Here is a 20,643-nt window from a genome sequence, read left to right as displayed (position 1 = left end):
ATCGGACCCACGGCATCTTCCCCGTAGTAGACCCAGAAATAGTTGCAACAGCCCCCCAGTGCCTCGGGATTTTTGTCGCTGGACGACCCACCTCTCATACTGATTACTCTCGTCTCTTACCCCCGAGTGCCGTCAACGGGGGTGGCACTCGGCGGCAAACAGTGAGAGTAATCAGTATCAGTATGAGCGATCTCGTCGACGCGGTCGACGGAATCATCCACGAACCCAGTCAGGTTCACGAGGACGGCGGAGTCGATCTCACCGTGACGGAGATTTACGAAGTCCGATCCCCGGGACGGGTGGACTTCGGCGGTGGGGAACTCGAACCCGCGGAGTTGGAGCCGCATCCCAAGGTCTGGCGGAACCCTGACGACGACTACCAGTGGTGGCACCTCGAATCGGGAACCTATCTGATCGAGTACAACGAGTCGCTGTCGGGGACTGCGCTGCTCCAGCCACGGACCGAGATCCTCGCACGCGGCGGGACGCATCCGACGATCCGCGTCGAGGAACTGCCCCGCGTGCCCTTGACCGTTGCGGGGGCGGGGCTTCGCCTCAAAGAGAACGCCAGAGTCTCGACGCTGCTACCCAGGCGAGAGGACACCCCCGGCTGCGGCGGCGTTGACGGACACTTCGGCTAAAGAGTTCCCGACCGGCCGTCGCAGCGGAGTGTGGGAACCCAGCGCTCGTCGCTCATTCTTCGACGGTTACAGAGACATCAAGCGTGTACGATTCGAGCACGTCGCGGCCGAGAAGCACGGGATAGTTCATCGCGGACCGATCGGTGAGGCTCACGGTGAGGGTCCGCCAATTGCCGTTTATCCGTAACTGGACGTCGACGAGCGGGCGCGTTTCCGTGTCGCTCCGGGTTCCAGAGCGGACCTCCGTGGTCCCCACGAGCGGCCCGGCGCCGACGCGCCCCGCGAGTTCGACGTCGATGCTGGTCCGTTTCGCTCCCGTGTCGGATTTCGCGATCACCGCCGCCGCGTCGTCCCGGCCGGAGATCCGGACTCGTGTCGTGTACCCGAGCAGGTCGTCGTCGCTGTCCCCCTCGTCCACCGGCGGCTTGCACGCGGGAACCGAATCATCGAGCGTCGAATCGAGTTCCGTCACTCGGGATGGGTCGACGCTACTGCCCGCACGCTCTATCGCCAGGCGCGCGATATGGGGCGCCACGGAGACGCCTGTCGCTTCGTAGAGCCCTCTGAACCCGGCTGTGGCGTTGACCTCGAGGATGTACCACTCGCCGTCGACCGGCATCAGGTCGACTCCCGAAATATCGAGACCGAGAACCGCCGTCGCTTCCACCGCGAGACGACGCGGCTCCGCGCCGAGTTCGTCGGTGATCCCCTCGACCTCGCCGCCGAGCGCGACGTTCGTCCGCCAGTCGCCCTCGGGGGCACGACGCCGCATCGCGCCCACGATTTCGCCGTCGACGACGTACACCCGGACGTCGGAGGGACGCTCGTCGCTGTCGGTCAGGAACTCCTGGACGAACGCCTGTCTGTCGTCGATCCGCGGACTCACGGGATCGGCTGGCCCCACGACAGACATCTGTTTTCCGTTGGTGCCGATGGTCTGCTTGTGTGCGGCGAGGCCGGGGAGCCGCTCGGGCCACTCCTCGAACGTCCGCGGAGAGCGGCCGAAGTACGCGTCCGGAACGGGCAGGTCGGCCGCGGCGAGCGTCACCCCGGTCCGATATTTGTGGATCGCGCTTGCGACGATCCCCGACGGGTTCACGGCCGGTGCCGTCGACTCATAGAGCGCGGCGAGCTGGAGATCCTCGAACCGGTGGTCGCTCTTCGTGAGCAACAGCCGGTTGACGAGTACGTCGATGCGCGGCGAGACACCGACAGTCCCGTTTTCGATCCACGACGTCACGTTCTCGTCGCGGATCCAGACCGGCTCGTGACCCAGCGCCCGGACGGCGTTCAGAATCGCCTTCGTCTCTTTGCTGTTGTGCGGACTCAACACGCCGACCCGCTGTGTCCCGGACTCAGTCCGAGAGTCGGCGCTCACAGAACGCGAAACGTCCGTCGTTCCCCCCGTACGTGGCGGGTCGGAATAGGTGGTCATCGGAGCGGGCGTCTTTACAGATTCGCAGGCTCGGACGTTATCCGTTCCGAGAGTGTGCAAGATAGTTACAACCATCCTACCGAGTTATTCCGATTGTAACGTACGCCAACGCATCGACGACCACTCAGGAAGCCGAGGCTTCACGTTCGAGGGGGACGGATCGAACACAGTGAGACAGCGGGGCTCCGCTGTGCGGTAAGCGAGACGTATCTCGGTGATTCCGGCGCAAGCCGCGGACGAATCGACGATTCGACTCCTGCTGGCCGACCGCCAACGGGAGTCGCTGACTGTCTATACCGACAGCTTTCGGTCGTACGAACGCTCGAAGAGGACGACGATTTCGACCGTAATTACCTCGTCCACGGCGACGGCGAATACGACGACGACGAGGTGCACGTCAACACCTTCGAAAGCCACGCGTCGCTGACGCGACAGCGGCTCTCTCCCCATCGAGGCACCTCCAAGGACAAGTTGCCACAGTAGTCTGAGCCTTCCAACTCCGACGAGAATTATCCCGAAAAACGGGACGGAACGCGCTCAAACACGCTGTCCGAGCAACGCTCTGAGATCATCAATGTGCTACACGAGAGCGTCCAAAGTAATATTCTCTTTCCGGAGCGGTAGTTACTCCTCGAATGTCATTCCGTAGCCCCACTCTTCGAGATGTGCTTCGACCTCGTCGAGGTGGTTCAGGCCGGCCATCATCAGAGCCTCCCGAAGGTCAGTCAGTGAGACATCGTCGTCGAAGCGGTCCTCCAGCTCCCGCTGGGCATCGCGTTCACTGCTCTTGGTTTCACTCTGGAGGAACAACGGGACGCGATCACGGCCATCCTGCACGCCGTCTCGGCGGAATTTGTACGGGATCCGCATCGAGCGCCGCTTTCGAGACGATTGCGTTGACTCGGCCTCTGTCGTTTTGGTCTCGGTTCTGGATGACTCGGTCGTTGTCGCTTCCCCTGGTGTCTCCGAACTCTCATCACTTGATGCGAAAGGGTCCTCGCCAGCACCCTCCTTCATCCCCGTCATACGGATAGCACCTCGTGGTCGAGGTCACCGGGAGTCGGCGGATTCGGTGCCTCGATCCCGACTTGCTGTTCTAAGTGGCGCGCAATTCGATCGAACTGTGCAAGCGTTTCGATCTCATAATCCCGTCGTCGGTCGCGGATTTCCCGGACGTACTCGAACGCCGAACACTGCTGCATCCAACATCCCTCCATCAGCGACGCGCGCTCGCCGATGATCTCTGGTATCGGGTAGTCGATTTCGTTGAGAATCGTCCGCTGGTCTCGCGTATTCTTGAATCCAACCGGGATCGCAGCAAGAACGCCAACTTCGACGTCCAATTGACCTTCGAGACCGGCAACAAGCGATTCCAGGCCCTCGACGGCCGCTCGCCCCTTCGCACTCGGTTCAACAGGAATGACGAGTGAGCGTGTGGCGTGGATTGCGTTGTAGAGATGCGGCCCCTCGGTCGCTGGCGGGTCACAGATGAGAACGTCGTATTCGTCTGGGACGCCGGCCTCGCGGAGGACGCGGAGCAACTGTGCGTGCATTCCGAACGCTTCTCCCATCGCCTCCGCTTGGTCTTTCTCACGCTGGAGGTACTCCGCGAGGTCCGAGAGCATATTGTGCTCCGGGACGATGTCGACACCTTCGACAGTCCGAACGAGGTCGTCGAAATCGCCACTTGGTCGGCGAATCATGTGCCGAACGAGATTATCGACGGACTCGGTTCGATCCCTGTCGACGCCGAAAAGTCGGGAGAGATCGCCGTCTTGGGGATCGAGTGGGACGACGAGTGGTTTCAAGCCTGCTCGCGCGTGTGCGACGGCCAGGTTTGCGGCTGTCGTCGTCTTCCCCACTCCACCTGCTTCACTGTACGTTGAGTACGCTAACATACCCACACCGTAGATACTACCCACCTTGAAAGTTCGGTACGTTCATTCATTACTGTAGTTAACTATGAGAACTATTGAGTTACATCGTTGAACTCAACTAGTGAACATAACCAATGAATGCATCCGATGAATAAATTTAGTGAATGTATGTCCTGGTGTGTATTGATGAATAATACCGACGGCGTATAGTGGACTCGAAAACTGCGCAGGGGCGGTGGTCAGTTATCGAACGTCAGGATCGGTTACTGGCACAGCGAATGCAACCCTCGCTAACACCCGCACTCTCGACATCAGTCTTATTGCCTGCTTGGGTGCCGGAAACGACAGCGGTGAGTGAGCTTCCGGCGATAATTCCCCCGGGACCGAAATCACGTATCGTCTACGCGTTTTTCGAGCGTTGCTTCATCAAGGAGATGTACTGGATCTGGGATCTCTGTCATTACCGTCTCCACAGTTTGAGTGAAGGGAATGTGGTTATCTATAGTAGCGTTTGCAAGTCTTCACTCACACGATCGCACGCAGTCGTGCGATCGGATGTGCAATCAGTTGCAAACGCTACTATAGTGCATCAACTGAGCTGGAAGTTCTTCTGGAGATTTGATATAGCGGTATAGCATATACACGATCACATTCTGAGTAATTCGGGGGGTGGGCGTCTGAAAACTCCTGGATTCGACGAATCTGCTCGGCTTTTCACTCGGATCTATAGTAGCGTTTGCAAGTCTTCGCTCACACGATCGAACGCTGTCGTGCGATCGGATGCGTAATCAGTTGCAAACGCTACTATAATTATTCTGCAAATTACGACCACTTTGAAGTACCCCGCTGCCGGGGTGAAGCGCGAATACTTCAACGACCTCGAAGAGAGGAGTCGTTGGTGACCGGTACGCGTACGATATCGACGTTGAGGCAGTCCAGGAGATTCCGGCTTCCACTGATGAAATTAGAACTCATCGTCTCGGGAATTCCAGTCTATAAAACGAGTGACTTCGAAACCGCGGAAAATCCTCCTCTGGAGGAAGGTGCTGCCTATGAGTAGCCGCTGGGACCCAGGTTCAGTGCTCGCAGCACGTGAGCGTGCACAGGACGCCTTCGAGATGGTTGGAAGAGGTCGAATCGAGATCGACCGTACCTTCAGGACGGGCGAAAGGCTTACCAACGGTGGGAACTGCCGACGGAACGCCGCTCGCGAACCCAGGCGGTTTGCCGAGTGGACGCCGGAGATCACGGCGATGAAGACTGGACCGGGATCGTCCCCGACGACGTCAACCGCGACCCCCCTTTGAGGACCTTGACGAACGCGTCTGCCGAGAGTTTGCCTGGCCCCTCGCCGGTACGGGCTCAAAGAGAATACTATACAAACCTATTACCGCTATATCTCTGCGTGGTGTGGCTGGTGTGTCAACGAGGCGTACCTCGAAGCGCATTACCCCCAGCGGGCGAGCGCGACCGCGGTGCGTCGAAAAGGTCGGTACTGCCCTCATTCAGCGTCACTCGGTCTGCGCTGGTGTCCACCGGCAGGAACGCCTCGTACTTCCATTGACTCCGGATGTTTCCGTCGAGGTCAGCATCGAAACGGTCTGCGACGACGTCGTAGTCGTATTTCACTCCCAAGATACCCTTGGTACCCTCGTGCTTCGGACATATATCGATGATGTGGTCGAGGTCGTACTCTGCTGAACACAGCGTGCACTCCAACGTCTCGATGTGGTCGAGCGACAAGGCGGGATGTTTTTTGAACGCAGTATATATTTGTTTGTCCATCGGTCGGCCGGTCAGCCCGCACTAACCGCTACTCGAGTCGTTCTCGATAGGACTCGGTCGTGTCCGCAAAGACGGGGGAGTCGGTCGACGAGAGTTAGGGAAGCGGAACACCGCCCCGAAAGTCCAGAATGGATCCGTAGGGATTTTGCTACGTGCGATCTTTACTATAGGATCTCACCCTGATTACGTAACTAACGTACAGTTGTTATAACAAAGACATCCCTCAGCATCTGGGGGTGTCGGAAACAAATTCCGCGTGTACTTTTAGAGCACACTGGTAGATGTTTTGAAAACCCTCATCGCGAATACATTCAGGATATCACTACGAGCGTTCCTAAGCAGATCGAACCTTGGAGAATTACAGTGGGCACTGTGCAGATAGGATCGAAATGTGAGGGGGTCGTATTTGCTTTGTACCTGTACCAGAAATCAGCCGCCTCACCGAATGTACTGGCTTCCCGGAATGAGAGTCTCTGCAGCGAGAGTGTTCCGAATTACGCCGAGGTTGATGAAACTGTAACTCGCGTGAATTGCCAGCGCTACTGGCTGTTTGCTGCGGTCGATCCCGACACGAACCGTTTGTTGCACGTGCGACTGTTCTCGACTATACCACGCGCTGATCGACCTGATCCTCGCAGGACTCCAGGAGAACCATCTCGTCGACGACGCGATTTCCTGGTCGACGGTGCGCCGTGGCTGCAGCGGCCTGCCATCGCCACTCGCTCCGCCATCCCCCAGAGGAATCGGAACGCCGTCGAACGCGATTTTAAGAGCTGAAAAGTCAAACTGAAGTGATTGCCAACCACTTCAGACACGCTGATCCGAACACAGCAGAAACGTGGTTACAAGCTTTCGCCGTCCGCTGCAGTCAACTACTCTGAGTAATTTCCCAGCTCCACAATAGAAATCACAACATAGCATAAATAACGGGTTAGCCAGCGAACGGGCGACGACGATCGCCGTTATTCTTTTTTCCCAGCGCCGACAGCACTCTCACCCAGCGGTTCCTGCCCCTCGATCCGCTCCTGACCGCTCATATACGGGCGGAGGGCTTCAGGAACCGTGACGGTGCCGTCTTGGTTCTGGTAGTACTCAAGGATGGCGACCATCACCCGCGGGACCGCCAGCCCGGAGCCGTTGAGCGTGTGGAGGTACTCCGCGGACTCGTGGCGTTCGGGCCGGTAGCGCAGGCCGGCACGCCGGGCCTGAAAGTCCTCGAAATTAGAGACGGAGGAGACCTCCAGCCAGCGGCCGCCGACGTCGGGACCGTCGTCCATATCGTCGCCGGGTGCCCACACCTCTATGTCGTATTTTTTGGCCTGGGTGAATCCCATATCGCCAGTACACATATCCAGCACGCGGTACGGGAGTTCGAGCCGGTCGAGTACTTCGATGGCCTCCTCTAGCAGGCTCTCCATTCGGTCGTAGCTGTCCTCCGGCCGGACGAAGTTCACGAGTTCGACCTTGTGGAACTGGTGGACACGGACGTAGCCGCGCGTCTCGGTGCCGTGTTCACCGGCCTCGCGACGGAAGTTCGGCGAGAACGCCTGGTGTTTCACCGGCAGGTCGTCGTCCAGCAGTATCTCGTCTCGGTACATATTCGTCACGGGGACCTCCGCGGTGGGGAGCAGCCACAGGTCGTCCTCGTTGATGTCATCGTCCTGGCGCGCGCCTACTCGATAGGCGTCCTCGGCGAACTTTGGAAGTTGGCCGGTCCCCTCCATCGAGGCGGAGTTGACTGGGATGGGTGGAAGCACGTCCGAGTACCCCTGTTCTCGGTGGACGTCGAGCATAAACTGGACCAGCGCGTGTTCCAGTCGCGCCCCCTCGCCCTTGACGAACTGGAAGCCGCCGCCGGTGACCTTCGCGCCCCGCTCGAAGTCCAGAATGTCCAGTTGTTCGCCGAGGTCGTAGTGGGGGACCACGTCCTCGGGGAGGTCACGCAAGTCATCGAACCCTTCGCGGTAACGCTCGACGTTGTCGCTTTCGTCCTCGCCATCCGGCACAGACTCGTGAGGGATGTTTGGAAGTCTGAGCAACGCCTTCTCAAGTTCGGACTCCAGTTTGTCTGCTCGCTCCTCGACGTCTTGGAGTTCGTCTTTGAGTTCCTGAGACCGCTCAATGGCCGCTTGAGCGGCCTCTTCTTCGCCTTCCTGTTTGAGCTTGCCTATCTCGCTGGACACCTCGTTACGTTTCTGTCGCAGGCTGTCGCCCGTGGTCTTCAGTTCGCGCCACTCCTCGTCGATCGCCAGAATCTCGTCGAAATCGATGCCTGTGACACCCTTGCGCTCGATAGCGTCACGGACCGTCTCTGGGTTCTCACGGACAAACTGTCTCGATAACATACCTCCGGATTCTTGATGGCAGAAATTAGGCGTGTCGATTCACGTCGTTCCTCTGGTATCTCCACTTAGTATTCTAATTCGGAATGAAAACCGAACAGTCACCAGCTCCTTAAAAAATTCACACGGAAATGATGATATTTACTCGAATATATCCGATTTTCCGTATAGTATCCACTGAACTTCGAGAACTCACCGTTATTGATTTTCGTAGCCGGGAGAAGAGGGGAGGTAGACTCTATACAAAACTCGTGCTCTCTAATCGTTCCAATTACGAACACGGGTGGGACAGGTGCTACAGGTTGCAAAGCCGTTAGCTAACAAAATTCGCGGGGATTTTGGCGGTAGTTCTGACGGGCGCCGAGAGCTCGGAGCCACGATTTCGCTGTCCGTCGGTTGACGTGGCCGAAAATCATCCTGAAGGAGATAGTTCGTCTTTCAATATTTTAAAAAACACATTTGATGAAATTTAGGTTCCCGTGTCGAATCATCCGAAACCGGGACCCATCTTCGGCAAGGACGTTCACTAAGTGATCGGTGGTTTCGACGAGAAACTCGACGTTATCGAGTTGTGATTGGCGATGTCGTTCGGTCAAAGACCATCGCGTCGTCTGTTTCGTTGTCGTCGAAAACGGTCTGTACTGCAATATTTCGTTCGTTTCGGGATCGGCCGTACCGTCCAGTGGGTAGTCGTCGCCGTCGGGGCGGGTCACATTTTTCGACCGCAAGCTGATCCACACTCACCGTCGAAATAGGCTGTAGATAAGCTATATGCTTCCAGGAATAAATAGCGATGTGAATCTGCTCGGCCCTTACTTATCGAGGAACTACTTACCCCTTGAAATGATATACCTGCAAGATGATCTCGGATGCTGTTCCGGTTCGCCTCCGCAACGTCAAACACCGGATTCGGAGCGACCACGACCGGCCGCGGATCGGAGCAACTCTGGAATTTCCCGGCGATACTGCTTATGTGCCTCGGGATGCGTACTGGTGGTGCGGCTAATTCGACGAGTGGGCGCAACCTCATCCGGGTTATTTCGCTGATCGAGGGGACCTGCGGGGAGATTCGAGAGGTATTCCAAAAGTCGCGTGCTATTCGGTATCGCTAGATCGGTAACCGTAATCTCAGCGAAGAACAAGCACAGCGGGAGTACACCGAAACGACGGTTGTCTTCCTCCTCTGGATGATGTCCCTCGCTATAGGCGTTGCCGTACTGCTGCGTGTCCTCTCACCGGCTCATCCGCTGGAATACGTGATTTTCGCCGTGATGATTGATCAGACCGGCGACGAACCTGTTCGGGGCTTGTTTTTCTCATCTCCACCTGGGACGACAGTTGATGGCTGCGTCAATATCAACCGGACCACAGTCCGAATGTACATACCCGAGTGAGTGTGCAGACCGCCGTGATGGGAGATATCTCACAGCCGCGTACTGGCTCACAACAGACGATTCAAATCGAATCTCGACGAGTGCGCTCAGCGACCGTTTGGACGTGACCCCCGCGGCAGTCACTGATACTGATTACTCTCACTGTTTACCGCCGAGCGCCATCCCCGTTGGCGGCGCTCGGCGGTAAGGAACGAGAGTAATCAGTATGAGATGTTCGGTCGACTCGACGCAAGCGGGTTCGTCGGCTATACGAAACACGCCGGCATCCGACTGACTGATCGCGGAATAGCGATTGGCCGCGAACTTGCGTGGCGGCAGTGTCGAGCGCGACGTCGGTTCTCGCGCCGGCCATCGCTACGCCGAGGGCCGCTTCGCTCACGCTGGAGATCTCGGACAACCCGCTCGTAGTGATGGTCGAGTCCGGAACTCTGTTCGCGGCGGACGGCACCGGATGATACCGTCGGTCGTCGCAAGTTGCTGGGATCTCTACGGCCGGTTCGGCGAACTCCAGGAACGATCGATGACCGACCCGACGACGGGCCATCACCGTGATATCCAGTTCCGGAGCCGATAAAGCCGCGGATAATTATATACCCGCCCCTGGGAAGTTCGGTTATGGCCACCGCACTCTCCCCGGACAGACGAACCGCCCTCGTCCCGGGGGTCGGCCTCGCAGTGCTCTGTGCGAACCTCTTTGCGGGATGGCTGTTCGGAGTCCCGCTCGGATACGGGTTCGCGCTCCCGCTGGGAGTCTTTCTGGGGCCGGTCGGGGCGGTCGGCGTGGCACTCGGGGGCGCCGTCGAGACGCTGCTCGCAGGGGATGTGCCGGCCTTGGCGGTCGCCAGGGGTCTCTCTGACCTGCTTCTCGTCGGCCTCTGCTACGCGCTCTGGAACGGTCGACGGGTCGCGAGACCGGCCGACAGCGCCCGCGCCGTTGGCGGGACGCTCGTCGCCGCCGCTGCGGTCGCTCTCGTCGCGACCGCCTTCGGTAGCACGGCCCTTGCGACGCTGCGCTCGCTCGTCGGGCCGTATTCGGTCGCGCTGGCGGGTCCCGCGCTCCTCGGGGACCGGCTCTTTCCGGCCGTCGTCGTCGGCCCGCCGCTGCTGGTGTTAGTGTTCGGAGCGACCAGAGTCGGGGTTGCACCCCCACTTCGAGGGCCGCAGGTCGGTCCAGCCCGGCTGGTGGCGGTGGGTCTCGTGACAGCCGCGTGGGCTGGAGGCGCCTTCACACTAAGTCTCCTCCGTGGGGACATTATCGCGTTCGACAGTACCCGTGCGACTCTCGCTGGGGCTCTCCCGTCCTCGCTCGAACCGATCGTGCTCGGACTGTTGCTGGACGAATACTGGCTCGTGCTGGCGGGTTCGTTCATCGCCGCGACGCTCGCGGTCACGCTCTGCCTCTGGTGGCGCCAGCGAATACCGCGGATGCGACGTCAGAAAAGCCATCCTAATCGGTGAGAGCCGAGGGTAGTTCCTCAATAACATAGTTCGCGCTGGCGAACACGCGTCCCGATGGAGGTCACACGGAGAGACGCGCTCGCGGCCCTGGCGACGCTTGGCGTCGGTAGCGCAGTCGCCGGCGAGGTTCGCGAACCCGACGGCGACCTTCAGGACGTCATTCCGACCGTCGCGGCGGTGGCGTCGGTCGTCTACCCCTCGGCCGTCGATGTCACCGACGAGTACGTCCGCAACTACGTTGCCGGGCGGACGCAATTACAGGACAACTACGAACGACGGGTCGTCGATCTGTGCTCGGTCCTGGACGCGAACGCACGGGACCGCTACGGGTCCGCGTTCCGCTCGCTGCCGATCCGGCGCAGGGAGACGGTGCTCCGGCGGATGGGCGTGGGCCGCGCGAAGTCCGCGCCCGACGGAACCTTCGAACAGCAGTTCAGGTACTACGTCGTCAACGACCTGCTGTATGCCCTGTACGCGACGCCCGTGGGCGGGCGGTTGCTCGGTGTCGAGAACCCACCCGGACACCCGGGCGGGACCGAAGCGTACCAACGAGGGGCCGAGCGATGACGGCGACTGGTACTGCTGGAGAGGCGGACGTCTGCATCGTGGGGTCGGGGCCGGCTGGAGCCATCCTCGCCGCGTCGCTGGCCGGCCGCGGCCACGACGTCGTCGTCCTCGAGGCCGGCCCGCGGTTTGCGTTCGAGTCGCGCACGGCACGGATGGACCGAGCCTTGCGGCCGGAACACGACGACCTCGACGTCTGGGATATGGGTGGACCGCGGGACAGGTACACGTCCTCGGGGACCTACGAGTACGACCTCAACCGCGCTCGCGTCAAGGGGATCGGTGGGACGACACTGCACTGGGGCGGAATGACGCCGCGACTCCACCCGGAGGACTTCGAGATGGAGACCCGCCACGGAGTCGGGCGGGACTGGCCCATCTCTTATGAGGATCTCGAACCGTACTACCTGCGGGCCGAGGAGGCGATGGGTGTCGCGGGCGAGCCAAACCGGTTCAGTGGTCCGCGGAGTGGGCCATATCCGCTGGCGTCGGCGGAATCAAGTTACTCCGATGAAATCTTCGAGGAGGCCTGTTCCTCGCTCGGGATCGAACTGGTTCCGAAGCCGCTCGCAATAAACACCGAACCCTACGACGGCCGGAGCCAGTGTGTCGGGTACGGGACCTGTAGCCCGGTCTGCCCGTCCGGCGCCAAGTACGACGCATCCGTCCACATTCGCAAGGCCGAAGAGCGGGGTGCACGCGTCGTCACCCGGGCGCCGGTCCAGCGGCTGGAACACGACGACAGCGGCGAGCGGGTCGTCGCGGCCGTTCACGCGACGCCCGACGGGGGGACGCGGCGACAGCGCGCGCGCCAGTTCGTCGTCGCCTGCGGGGCCGTCGAGTCGATCAGGCTCCTGTTGCTCTCGACGTCGCCACAGTATCCCGACGGGCTGGCTAACTCAAGCGGCGTGCTGGGCGAGTACTTTATGGAGCACGCTGGGGTCAGCCTGACAGGACGAGTGGACGAACCGACGCGACAGCACCTCGTCGGGTACGGGACGAGTATGTGCGAGCAGTTCTACGATCACGACAGCGGCCCGGAGGGATCGTTCCTCATCGATTTCGACAACAACGCCGGGCCGGAACCGGTCGACCTCGCCCTCGACCAACTGTCCGACTCTGGACGGATCATCGCTGGCGACGTCATCGCTCCCTTCGAGGGAGACCGGTGGGGAGACGCGCTTCAGGAGCGCCTCTCCGAGGAGTACGGCGGCTATCTCCGCTGTAACGGCTGGGTGGAGCAACCCCCGCGTCGGGAGAACAGGGTCTCACTCGACCGCTCGAAGACCGACGATCACGGTAATCCCGTGCCGGACCTGACGCTGTCATTCGACGGACCGGAGAGAGCGGTCCTCGAACGGGTCCAGCACCTCTTTGTGAAGATCCTCGAGGAGTGCGAGGCCACAGATATCCGTGTGACCAGGTCTCCGGACAACCCCTTCGTCGGCTCCCACCATATGGGAGGAATCCGTATGGGACGTGATCCGGCGGAGAGCGTCGTGAACGCGGATCTGCGAACGCACGACCTGTCGAACCTCTTCGTGAGTTCGAGCGGCGTGTTCCCCACCTGCGGCGCGGCCAATCCCACACTGACTATCGCCGCGCTGACGCTCCGGCTCGCCGACCACATCCACGGGAGACTCTCCGACGGGTGAGCGGACCGGTACACTCCAGCGAGGAGGGTGATCCATTACCGATCCGTTCGGGTAGTATGGACGTACTGAGCGTCGGCCTGATGGAAACTGGCGCTCCGCTCGCCTGGCGCGGAGCGATGGCTCACGACGCGCTCTCTGATCTCTTCGGGAACACGGCGTGGCGGAACGACGACGTCCACCTGGGAGATCTGACTGGAACAGTTACGTGGCCCCGACCGCATCGAGCAGGTCTCGTAGTCGAGGTCGTTCGCAGGGTCTTCGGCGACCCAGCGGTAGTAAATTGGGCGCAAAGGGGGCTTCGATGAAACAACCATTATAGTAGCGTTTGCAACTTATTGCTCATTCGATTGCGCGCAGTCATGCGATCGTGTGAGTGAAGACTTGCAAACGCTACTATAGCCGTGTCCGCTTACACAGCTAACACACTCGCCAAGATAGATTGCGAGCGGGAGGGCTGCTGAAGATACATTGAGAAAGGCCAGTTCTTGCCCTCTGACGAATTCTTCCGCTGTGAACACTGGTCCGATGAATTCGCACTCTGAGTTCAGCAAGTAAGTCGGGAACTGCGAGATATTTATCGGGAACACCGTGCGGGCTACAGATGATATGTACAGCACCCGGTACCGTCGACGGAACTATACTCCTTGACATTAATGTCCGACTATGGATTCTCACCCGTCACAGGACATTTACGCCGAAACCTTGGCTGTCTTCGATCAGAACGACCAGCAGTACGAACCGCTCACCACCCCGGAAGTAGCGGACGTGCTCGGCGCTAAACGTCGGACTGTGTACAAACGGCTGCAGAAACTCGTCGATCGTGGAGAACTCGAGACAAAGGAAACAGGCTCTAATTCTCGGGTCTGGTGGCGGCCACCGACTCCTCCATCTACGACGGACCCTGACGTTAGCACTGACCGAAAACCCCGTTCCGAAGGCGATTCTCCTGATGAGAGTACCCCACCGGAAGTCGACACAACCGACCGAGTGTCAACGCAGTCGGACAAGGGGCTGAACGGCTCTCAGAGCTATCGGGAGATTTTCGAAGCAATTCCCGTTGGCGTTACCCTCCGCGATGCATCCGATGGCACACTCATTGACGTAAACCAGCAGTATTGCGAGATGCTCGGGTACAGCCGCGAGGAACTTTTGGCACCCGACTTCGAGAGAGCGCACGCCGACGTGCCGCCATATACTACTGCTAAAGCGGATCAATATATCCGACAGGCGGCAACTGACGGCCCCCAAACTTTCGAGTGGCCCGACCAGACAAAAGAGGGAGAGCAGTTGCCGGTTGAGGTCCACCTCCGACGGACAACACTCGATGATGGGGAGAAAATCCTCGCAGTTGTCCGCGATATCACCGACCGCAAGGAACGCAAGCGAAAACGCGAAGAGACGAATCAGCAGCTGCAGGCGGTGCTAGATACCGTCGAGGCGGCGATCTTCATTAAGGATACTGAGGGACGATATCAGCTGATGAACGGTGAGTGTAAAAAACAGCTTGGGCTTGACCCAGAGAAGGACATCGTTGGCCTGACTGACGAAGATCTGTTCCCACCGAAGACAGCTGAGCAGTATCACTCGGACGACAAGCGCGTCCTCGAGCAGGGTGAGACGATCAGAGTCGAGGAATCATTCCCGATGTCGGAGGGAGTACAGACCAATCTGACGCTGAAGTCACCACTATTCGACGGTGACGGGGAACTGGCCGGCGTCTGCGCTGTCTCGACCGACATTACCGATCGGAAGGATCGCGAGCAGAAATTACAGGCCCGCTCAACAGCGATGGAATCGTCCATCGACGGGATGGCAATCCTCGACGCAAACGGCGAATACGCCTTCGTAAACCAGGCCCATATTGATATTTATGGCTACGACGACCAGGATGCATTCCTCGGTGAGACGTGGCAGATGTGCTACGACGAGGATGAAATTGCCAGGTTCGAGACCGACATAATGCCGACACTCTACGATCAAGGAGCGTGGCGTGGGGAGGTACGCGGGCAGCGCAAAGACGGTACGACCTTCCCGCAGGAACTCTCGCTGTCGGTGACCGACGACGACGGCATTGTGTGTGTCGTTCGTGATATCTCTGGCCGTAAGGAGCGCGAACGGGAACTCCGTGCCGCCCGCCGATTCAACGAGGAACTGGTCGAAAACGCTCCCTTCGGGATGTTCCGACTCGACGAGGACTTACAGGTCAGGTACGAAAATCCGCGGGCACAGGAGATCGTCGGTCTCCCCGAGGACAGGGACTCCTCGGCGGCAATCGGAGTAGACATCCGAGAGCTTCCATCGATCGTCGAGACCGGCAAAGCGGATCTATTTGCCCGTCTGCAAGACGGCGAAACGATCGAATTCGAATTCCCATTCGAATCGATCTATGGCAAAGAGGCATACTTCACCGGGCGTGGGGTCCCGCTGTATCGAGGCGGCGAGTTCGACGGTGGGATCCTGATGGCCACCGACATCTCGGATCACAGACAGTACGAACGGGAACTGGAACGGCAGCAGGAGCAACTCGAGGCCCTCAACGACCTCAACGGAGTTGTTCGCGAAATCACCGAGGCAGTAATCGAGCAGTCGACCCGAGAAGAGATCGAGCGCGCGGTGTGTGACCGGCTGGCCGAATCCGAGTCGTATCAATTTGCTGCGTTCGCTGACATTCCGCTCTCGCTCAGCTCGGACGACCAGGCGGGTCAGGGACCGACCGGGAAAGCCGTGCGAACACAGGAGATACAGATCGCACAGAACCCCTCCGAGGGCCCGGACTCCGAACCGTGGCACCAATACGCAGATGAGTACGGGTTCAAATCGGCGGCGGCGATTCCTATCGTTCACGGGGCCAGACTGTACGGAGTGATCAGTGTCTACTCGGAACGCACCGATGCGTTTGCCAGGGAGGAACGAGAGGTACTCGGGCAACTCGGTGAGGTGATTGGCCACACAATCGCCGCACTCGATAGGAAACGTGCGCTGATGAGCGACGAGGTCATCGAACTCAAGCTTCGGATTCCACAATTGCTGGAGTCGCGAGACGTTTCAGTCGCGGCCGACGAGGCGGTTACGATCAAGCGGACGGTGCCGCTGGGCGACGACGAGTACCTCGTATATGGCACGGCGACCGCAGATTCTATCGATATGATACACGCGATGGGCGAGCGGTTCCCGGACTGGAAATCCGTACGTACGTTCGGCGAGACGGACGGCGAGGTCCGATTCGAACAGCGGCTCTCAAGTCCACCGGTGACCTCGATTATCGCAGATCAAGGGGGACACTTTGAGAAAGGGCGGATCGAAGACGGGGAGTACACCCTAACCGTCCATCTCCCACCGGGGGCTGATGTCCGGCAGATTATCGCCGATATTCGGGAGATATACCCGAGTGTTGAATCCCTCAGCCAGCGACAGGTGACTCGTGAAGACTCCTCGTCACACCAGACACTGAGTCTCCTCACCGAAAAGCTGACCCAGCGCCAGCGGGCGGCACTCGAAGCAGGGTACCACGGGGGCTTTTTCGAGTGGCCCCGTGACCGATCTGGCGAGGAAGTCGCTGAGTCGCTCGACATTGGCGCATCAACGTTCCATCAGCACATCCGAAAGGCCGAGAAGAAACTCCTTGACGTGGTATTCACCTGAACCGGAGTGCGACCACACAGTCACAAATTTTCGGCGACTATATTATACTCATCCGCGAGTTTTTCGAACTATGGACAGCGACGGACAACTGCTGTCAGAGGGCGACGAAGATTGTGGGCCCTTCTCGGTCCTCGCGGATCCGCGCCAGCGACAGATACTTTCTATCTTATTGGATCAGACGCATCCACTGACGGAGCGTGATCTTAGCCTCCAAGTTGCGGCTCAAGAGACGAGTAAGGAACCGGCGGAGGTGGCTGACGAGGAACACGAGACGATCCAAGTAGATCTGTATCACCGGTGTCTTCCGAAGTTAGAGGCTGCCGGGTGGATCGAGCGGTCTCCGGAAGGAGTGATCACTACTGAGTCGCTTGTGTCCTGGGATGAAGACTCGTCGGCTCCCGATCTACAGAACCCTGAACATCCGTTCTGGGAGGCGGTTAGCACGCTTTTTGCACGCCCCCGCAGAATGGAATTGGTTTCAATCATTGCCGACCAACCCCCCAACCTCTCTCTGGAGGAATTGGCCACCGAACTTGAGGAGTGGGGCCCTGACTCTCGGACAGATGAGCAACCTGAGAGCGAATCCACCCTTCTCAGTACGCTTCATCACCTTGATCTGCCGAAGTTAGCGGAGGCTGGACTGATTGAATATGATCACGATGAAAAAACGATCACCCGTACGCCCACCCTAACGACGCTCCTAAATCAGAGTGATCTCAACGACGGGTAGTCAAAAGAGAGATACCGATTAATAGGGTCCACTGACCCGTACGGACTCTGGTTCAATCGTCACTTCGTATTCCACATACTCAAACTGTAGCTGATCGATCGATTCCGAGGTCTCGAATAACCGATCTAACGAATCTACGTCTATGGACTCCTGCAATGGCGGTAAATCGAGAAGCGGTCTGTCAGATAGAGGCTCAACGGCTCGTAGAACGGCCTCGCTGACGTTCTCTTCTTCGCCAATTTCGACGACATACTCCGATTTATTTGGATCAGTCACAATGGATAATGTGCCCTTCCCCCCCACAATTAAAATATTTTCTCCACGGAACTGGCCTCAACTATCGCCACAAATATTGCTCGGTATCTTCGAGAAATGAGAAGCGGTACGCGGTGTATCCAGTAGATGACCCTCGACACACGTTGGATCTGATAGAATCTGTCATACCATATTCGCAAGCGCGAATGTACGGGCGGTCCGATCCAGCTCACTCGAAAGCAACGAACACAACTCGCGCAGGACAGAATGTTGATTAACCAGACGGAGTACTCGTAGAGTGGGTCCTAATCGCCAGTTAAGAACTTCATAGTTATGTGCGATAACGGCGGATACGTTACTGTCCAACCCATCAGAAAGATCCCGCTACCGGCCTCGGCCACCTGACTCGTTTAATGGCACATAGCATCTGTACATCGGAAGCCGACGGGGAGTTGCCCTACTTACAGCGGCTATGGCGAACGCTGATGGCCCCCAATACCGACCCCAGAACCAGACTCGAACAACTTTTCGAACAGGAAACCGCCGAATTCGATCTGAGCTACGCGTTTCTGTCGTCCATCGATCTCGAAAACGAGACGCAACGCTTGGAGGTCGTTCACGGCTCCCACGAGATGCTAAAACCGGACACCACCTTCCCACTCTCGAAAACATACTGTCGGAAAACCATTGCAGACCCGGAGGGGACGATGGCTATCAGTGAAGCCTCCGATGAAGGGTGGGAAGACGATCCAGCGTATGAGACACTCGAGTTGGAGAGTTACCTCGGGACGACCGTTTCGGTTGACGACGAGTTCTTTGGAACGCTGTGTTTTGCGGACACCGACGCCCGTGATGACCAACTCACCGAAAAAGAAAAAGCCATTATCGAGATGCACGGCCAGTGGGTAGAGTACCTCTTGACCCTCTGGGAGGAGTTGTCGATCCGAGAAACGCGTCTCGACACCATCGAGGGACGCGCCGTTCCCTCAGAAGCTATCGACTCGATGATGGACGCACTCAGAAGTCGCACACGGCGCGTCGTTCTTATGACGCTGTTAGAAGATCCCACGACCAGTATCGCCACCCTCGAACGACGGGTAAACCACGAGAACGGGCGACTACGGCTGTACCATATTCATTTACCCAAATTAGCCGACGCCGGATACATCCAGTGGGACAGTGATGCGGACACCATCTCGAAAGGGCCGAAGTTCACTGAGGTGGAACCACTCGTTCACCTGTTGAAAGAGTACAATCGGGGATTCTCCGAGTAGACGGTATCCTGTGGCTCTCCTATCGCTTCTGACAGAACGTTTGTCGGTTCCTAAGCACTCTCGAACTACCGGCTGTTTCATACGGTATTGTGCCTGAAAAATGGCTTTCACTACGTATCCCCCATAACGTGGTCCCGAGTGGTTGCGATGAATCCCCAAACAAAGATCCACGTGAAAAGAATGACGAATGTAACCATCGTCGAGGATAGCAGACCCATCGCTGCTGCCAGATCAAGAAATACTGAGTACGAGAACAGGCTGATAACCACTGCGATAGTTGCTGCCATAACACACTCGAGAGACCGCAAGACCGTGTTGAACCGGGGTTTAGCACCTTTGATTTGTTGAGGACGCCCTCCCGTGTTTTTTGGTGTGGTCATACATACCACTATTCTAGACTTTGATGCTAATTCATTATAAATACACCGCACGGTTTTCAGTCCATTATAGAACCAGTTGGTTCTGAACTCTTCGCAAGTGCGGTTCTACATCTGGGTCAGTAAATCTAAGCTGATACTGATTACTCGCGTCTCTTATCGCCGAGCGACATCCCCGTTGGCGGCGCTCGGCGGTAAACAGTGAGAGTAATCAGTATGAAAGCGACTAACGCAAACCGCTTGGTACAGTCACATCCGGTTTCGACACGTTCTCCTCTCCTATTTGTTGCTGGGATTACTGACAAAAGAGAGATCCAGTAACGGATACTATAGTGGCGTTTTGACCTTACAGGGCCCTTTTGCAAGTAAGATAGAGATTCTCGGTGTGTCCCCGAATGAGCCCTCCACTCAGTTACTTCCGGGATTTGACTTTACAAGTCACCAGCGTGATCTCGGACTCGGTATCGGACTGCTTGTCCTTACTATTGGGGAGGCTAGTATTCGATACTACAGATTAATCACTGGGAGTACTACTCTCCATCCTGATGCACGGCTTGTATGGCGACCGCTAGCCCGGGCGGTTCACAATGACGCTGCTCTGTATGTGGCTCCCGCGACAGATAACAAAACACCGTTATTCGAGTTCCTCAATCTCCTTGTCGCAGCGACAGACGCGTATGCGTTCAGTTTTCTGCTCTTGGTCGGCTTAGCGAATGGACTGAGTGCCCTTCTTCTTTATCGCTTGTTTGTTCGACACACGATGTGGCGAACGGGTCTGCTCGCAGCGATCGGATTCGTTCTCGTCGTCCCAGTAATCAAAGGGCACTACATCAATGTTCGATCGTTCGCTGTCTGTGCGTTTTTGTTAGCACTTTCCAGTCGGCGAGCAGTATGCTGTGGGACTGCCGTCGCTGTCGCAGCCCTCTTTTCACAGTACCTGATCGTCGGTTTTCCCATAATCTGTTGGTGGATTCTCGCTCCCCGGGGAGATAGACGAACGGATACGCCACGAACGTGGCTGATTCGATTTGCCGGCGCGGCGATGACGCTCATCGCCGTTACCTACGGTGCCGTCTTCGTGATCTGGGGATGGCCATCATTTATTGGCAGTCTGTATTGGACGACTGGCGTTGCAGAGCAGTACTTCACCGCATATGGTCCGTCCGTATGGATCGGGCGGCGGGCTTGGTGGAAATATACCTTGGCACTCACAA

Annotated in this window: 12 protein-coding genes and 5 pseudogenes; 11 read left to right on the top strand and 6 right to left on the bottom strand. The window is 58.1% G+C overall.

The features are described from left to right. Positions 1 to 182: 182 nt before the first annotated feature. Complete coding sequence (locus RJT48_RS10020) at positions 183 to 641, top strand: dCTP deaminase/dUTPase family protein (protein WP_311172140.1); 459 nt, start codon at positions 183 to 185, stop codon at positions 639 to 641. 52 nt (positions 642 to 693) lie between these two features. On the opposite strand, the gene RJT48_RS10015 is transcribed toward RJT48_RS10020, so the two are convergent. Beyond that, positions 694 to 2,019 (bottom strand): putative ATP-dependent zinc protease, encoded by a 1,326-nt coding sequence (locus tag RJT48_RS10015; protein ID WP_311172139.1) that lies wholly within the window; start codon positions 2,017 to 2,019, stop codon positions 694 to 696. A gap of 271 nt (positions 2,020 to 2,290) precedes the next feature. On the opposite strand from RJT48_RS10015, the pseudogene RJT48_RS10010 reads away from it, so the two are divergent. Continuing rightward, a pseudogene (locus RJT48_RS10010) lies at positions 2,291 to 2,642 on the top strand (transposase); the annotation flags it as partial. A 58-nt stretch (positions 2,643 to 2,700) separates the two neighbouring features. Here the strand turns inward: RJT48_RS10010 and RJT48_RS10005 are convergent. Further along, the gene (locus tag RJT48_RS10005) at positions 2,701 to 3,102 is read right to left on the bottom strand and encodes a DUF7970 domain-containing protein (protein ID WP_311172138.1); all 402 of its coding nucleotides are present in this window, start codon (positions 3,100 to 3,102) and stop codon (positions 2,701 to 2,703) included. Further along, on the bottom strand, positions 3,099 to 3,974 hold the full coding sequence (locus RJT48_RS10000; RefSeq protein WP_311172137.1) for a ParA family protein: 876 nt from the start codon (positions 3,972 to 3,974) through the stop codon (positions 3,099 to 3,101). The genes RJT48_RS10005 and RJT48_RS10000 overlap by 4 nt, the downstream gene beginning before the upstream one ends. A gap of 1,097 nt (positions 3,975 to 5,071) precedes the next feature. Between RJT48_RS10000 and RJT48_RS09995 the strand changes: the two are divergent. Next, positions 5,072 to 5,428: pseudogene (locus RJT48_RS09995) on the top strand (hypothetical protein); the annotation flags it as partial. On the opposite strand, the pseudogene RJT48_RS09990 reads toward RJT48_RS09995, so the two are convergent. After that, positions 5,394 to 5,696, bottom strand: a pseudogene (locus RJT48_RS09990) (threonine synthase); the annotation flags it as partial. The pseudogenes RJT48_RS09995 and RJT48_RS09990 sit on opposite strands and share 35 nt — an antisense overlap. Positions 5,697 to 6,227: 531 nt before the next feature. Between RJT48_RS09990 and RJT48_RS20785 the strand changes: the two are divergent. Next, positions 6,228 to 6,619 (top strand): annotated as a pseudogene (locus RJT48_RS20785) (transposase domain-containing protein); the annotation flags it as partial. A gap of 81 nt (positions 6,620 to 6,700) precedes the next feature. Here RJT48_RS20785 and serS read toward each other — a convergent pair. Continuing rightward, positions 6,701 to 8,083: a serine--tRNA ligase gene (gene serS / locus RJT48_RS09985; protein ID WP_311172136.1), complete on the bottom strand. Its 1,383-nt coding sequence runs from the start codon at positions 8,081 to 8,083 to the stop codon at positions 6,701 to 6,703. A gap of 2,006 nt (positions 8,084 to 10,089) precedes the next feature. On the opposite strand from serS, the gene RJT48_RS09980 reads away from it, so the two are divergent. The 6 genes and pseudogenes from RJT48_RS09980 to RJT48_RS09955 all read left to right on the top strand — a co-directional run bounded on the left by RJT48_RS09980 (position 10,090) and on the right by RJT48_RS09955 (position 17,523). After that, a complete protein-coding gene (locus RJT48_RS09980) occupies positions 10,090 to 10,932 on the top strand; it encodes a hypothetical protein (protein ID WP_311172135.1) in 843 nt (280 codons plus the stop codon). A 54-nt stretch (positions 10,933 to 10,986) separates the two neighbouring features. After that, complete coding sequence (locus RJT48_RS09975) at positions 10,987 to 11,499, top strand: gluconate 2-dehydrogenase subunit 3 family protein (RefSeq protein WP_311172134.1); 513 nt, start codon at positions 10,987 to 10,989, stop codon at positions 11,497 to 11,499. Then, positions 11,496 to 13,151, top strand: coding sequence for a GMC family oxidoreductase (locus RJT48_RS09970; protein ID WP_311172133.1), 1,656 nt, complete (start codon positions 11,496 to 11,498; stop codon positions 13,149 to 13,151). The genes RJT48_RS09975 and RJT48_RS09970 overlap by 4 nt, the downstream gene beginning before the upstream one ends. Then, a pseudogene (locus RJT48_RS09965) lies at positions 13,145 to 13,342 on the top strand (P-loop NTPase); the annotation flags it as partial. The gene RJT48_RS09970 and the pseudogene RJT48_RS09965, both read left to right, overlap by 7 nt. A gap of 472 nt (positions 13,343 to 13,814) precedes the next feature. After that, positions 13,815 to 16,793, top strand: a complete 2,979-nt coding sequence (locus RJT48_RS09960; RefSeq protein WP_311172132.1) for a PAS domain S-box protein — start codon at positions 13,815 to 13,817, stop codon at positions 16,791 to 16,793. 70 nt (positions 16,794 to 16,863) lie between these two features. Next, a complete protein-coding gene (locus tag RJT48_RS09955) occupies positions 16,864 to 17,523 on the top strand; it encodes a DUF7344 domain-containing protein (RefSeq protein WP_311172131.1) in 660 nt (219 codons plus the stop codon). Between the two features lie 18 nt (positions 17,524 to 17,541). Here RJT48_RS09955 and RJT48_RS20780 read toward each other — a convergent pair whose 3' ends face one another. Then, the gene (locus RJT48_RS20780; RefSeq protein WP_425604711.1) at positions 17,542 to 17,799 is read right to left on the bottom strand and encodes a HalOD1 output domain-containing protein; all 258 of its coding nucleotides are present in this window, start codon (positions 17,797 to 17,799) and stop codon (positions 17,542 to 17,544) included. 464 nt (positions 17,800 to 18,263) lie between these two features. Between RJT48_RS20780 and RJT48_RS09950 the strand changes: the two genes are divergently transcribed. Continuing rightward, positions 18,264 to 19,052, top strand: a complete 789-nt coding sequence (locus tag RJT48_RS09950; protein WP_311172130.1) for a DUF7344 domain-containing protein — start codon at positions 18,264 to 18,266, stop codon at positions 19,050 to 19,052. The last annotated feature ends 1,591 nt before the right edge of the window (positions 19,053 to 20,643 follow it).

Origin of the sequence: Halobellus ordinarius (assembly GCF_031823395.1) — an archaeon.
GTDB classification, from domain to species: Archaea; Halobacteriota; Halobacteria; order Halobacteriales; family Haloferacaceae; genus Haloquadratum; species Haloquadratum ordinarius.
The sequence above is the reverse complement of the archived record's forward strand: the minus strand, read 5'-3'. Positions and strand labels throughout refer to the sequence as shown.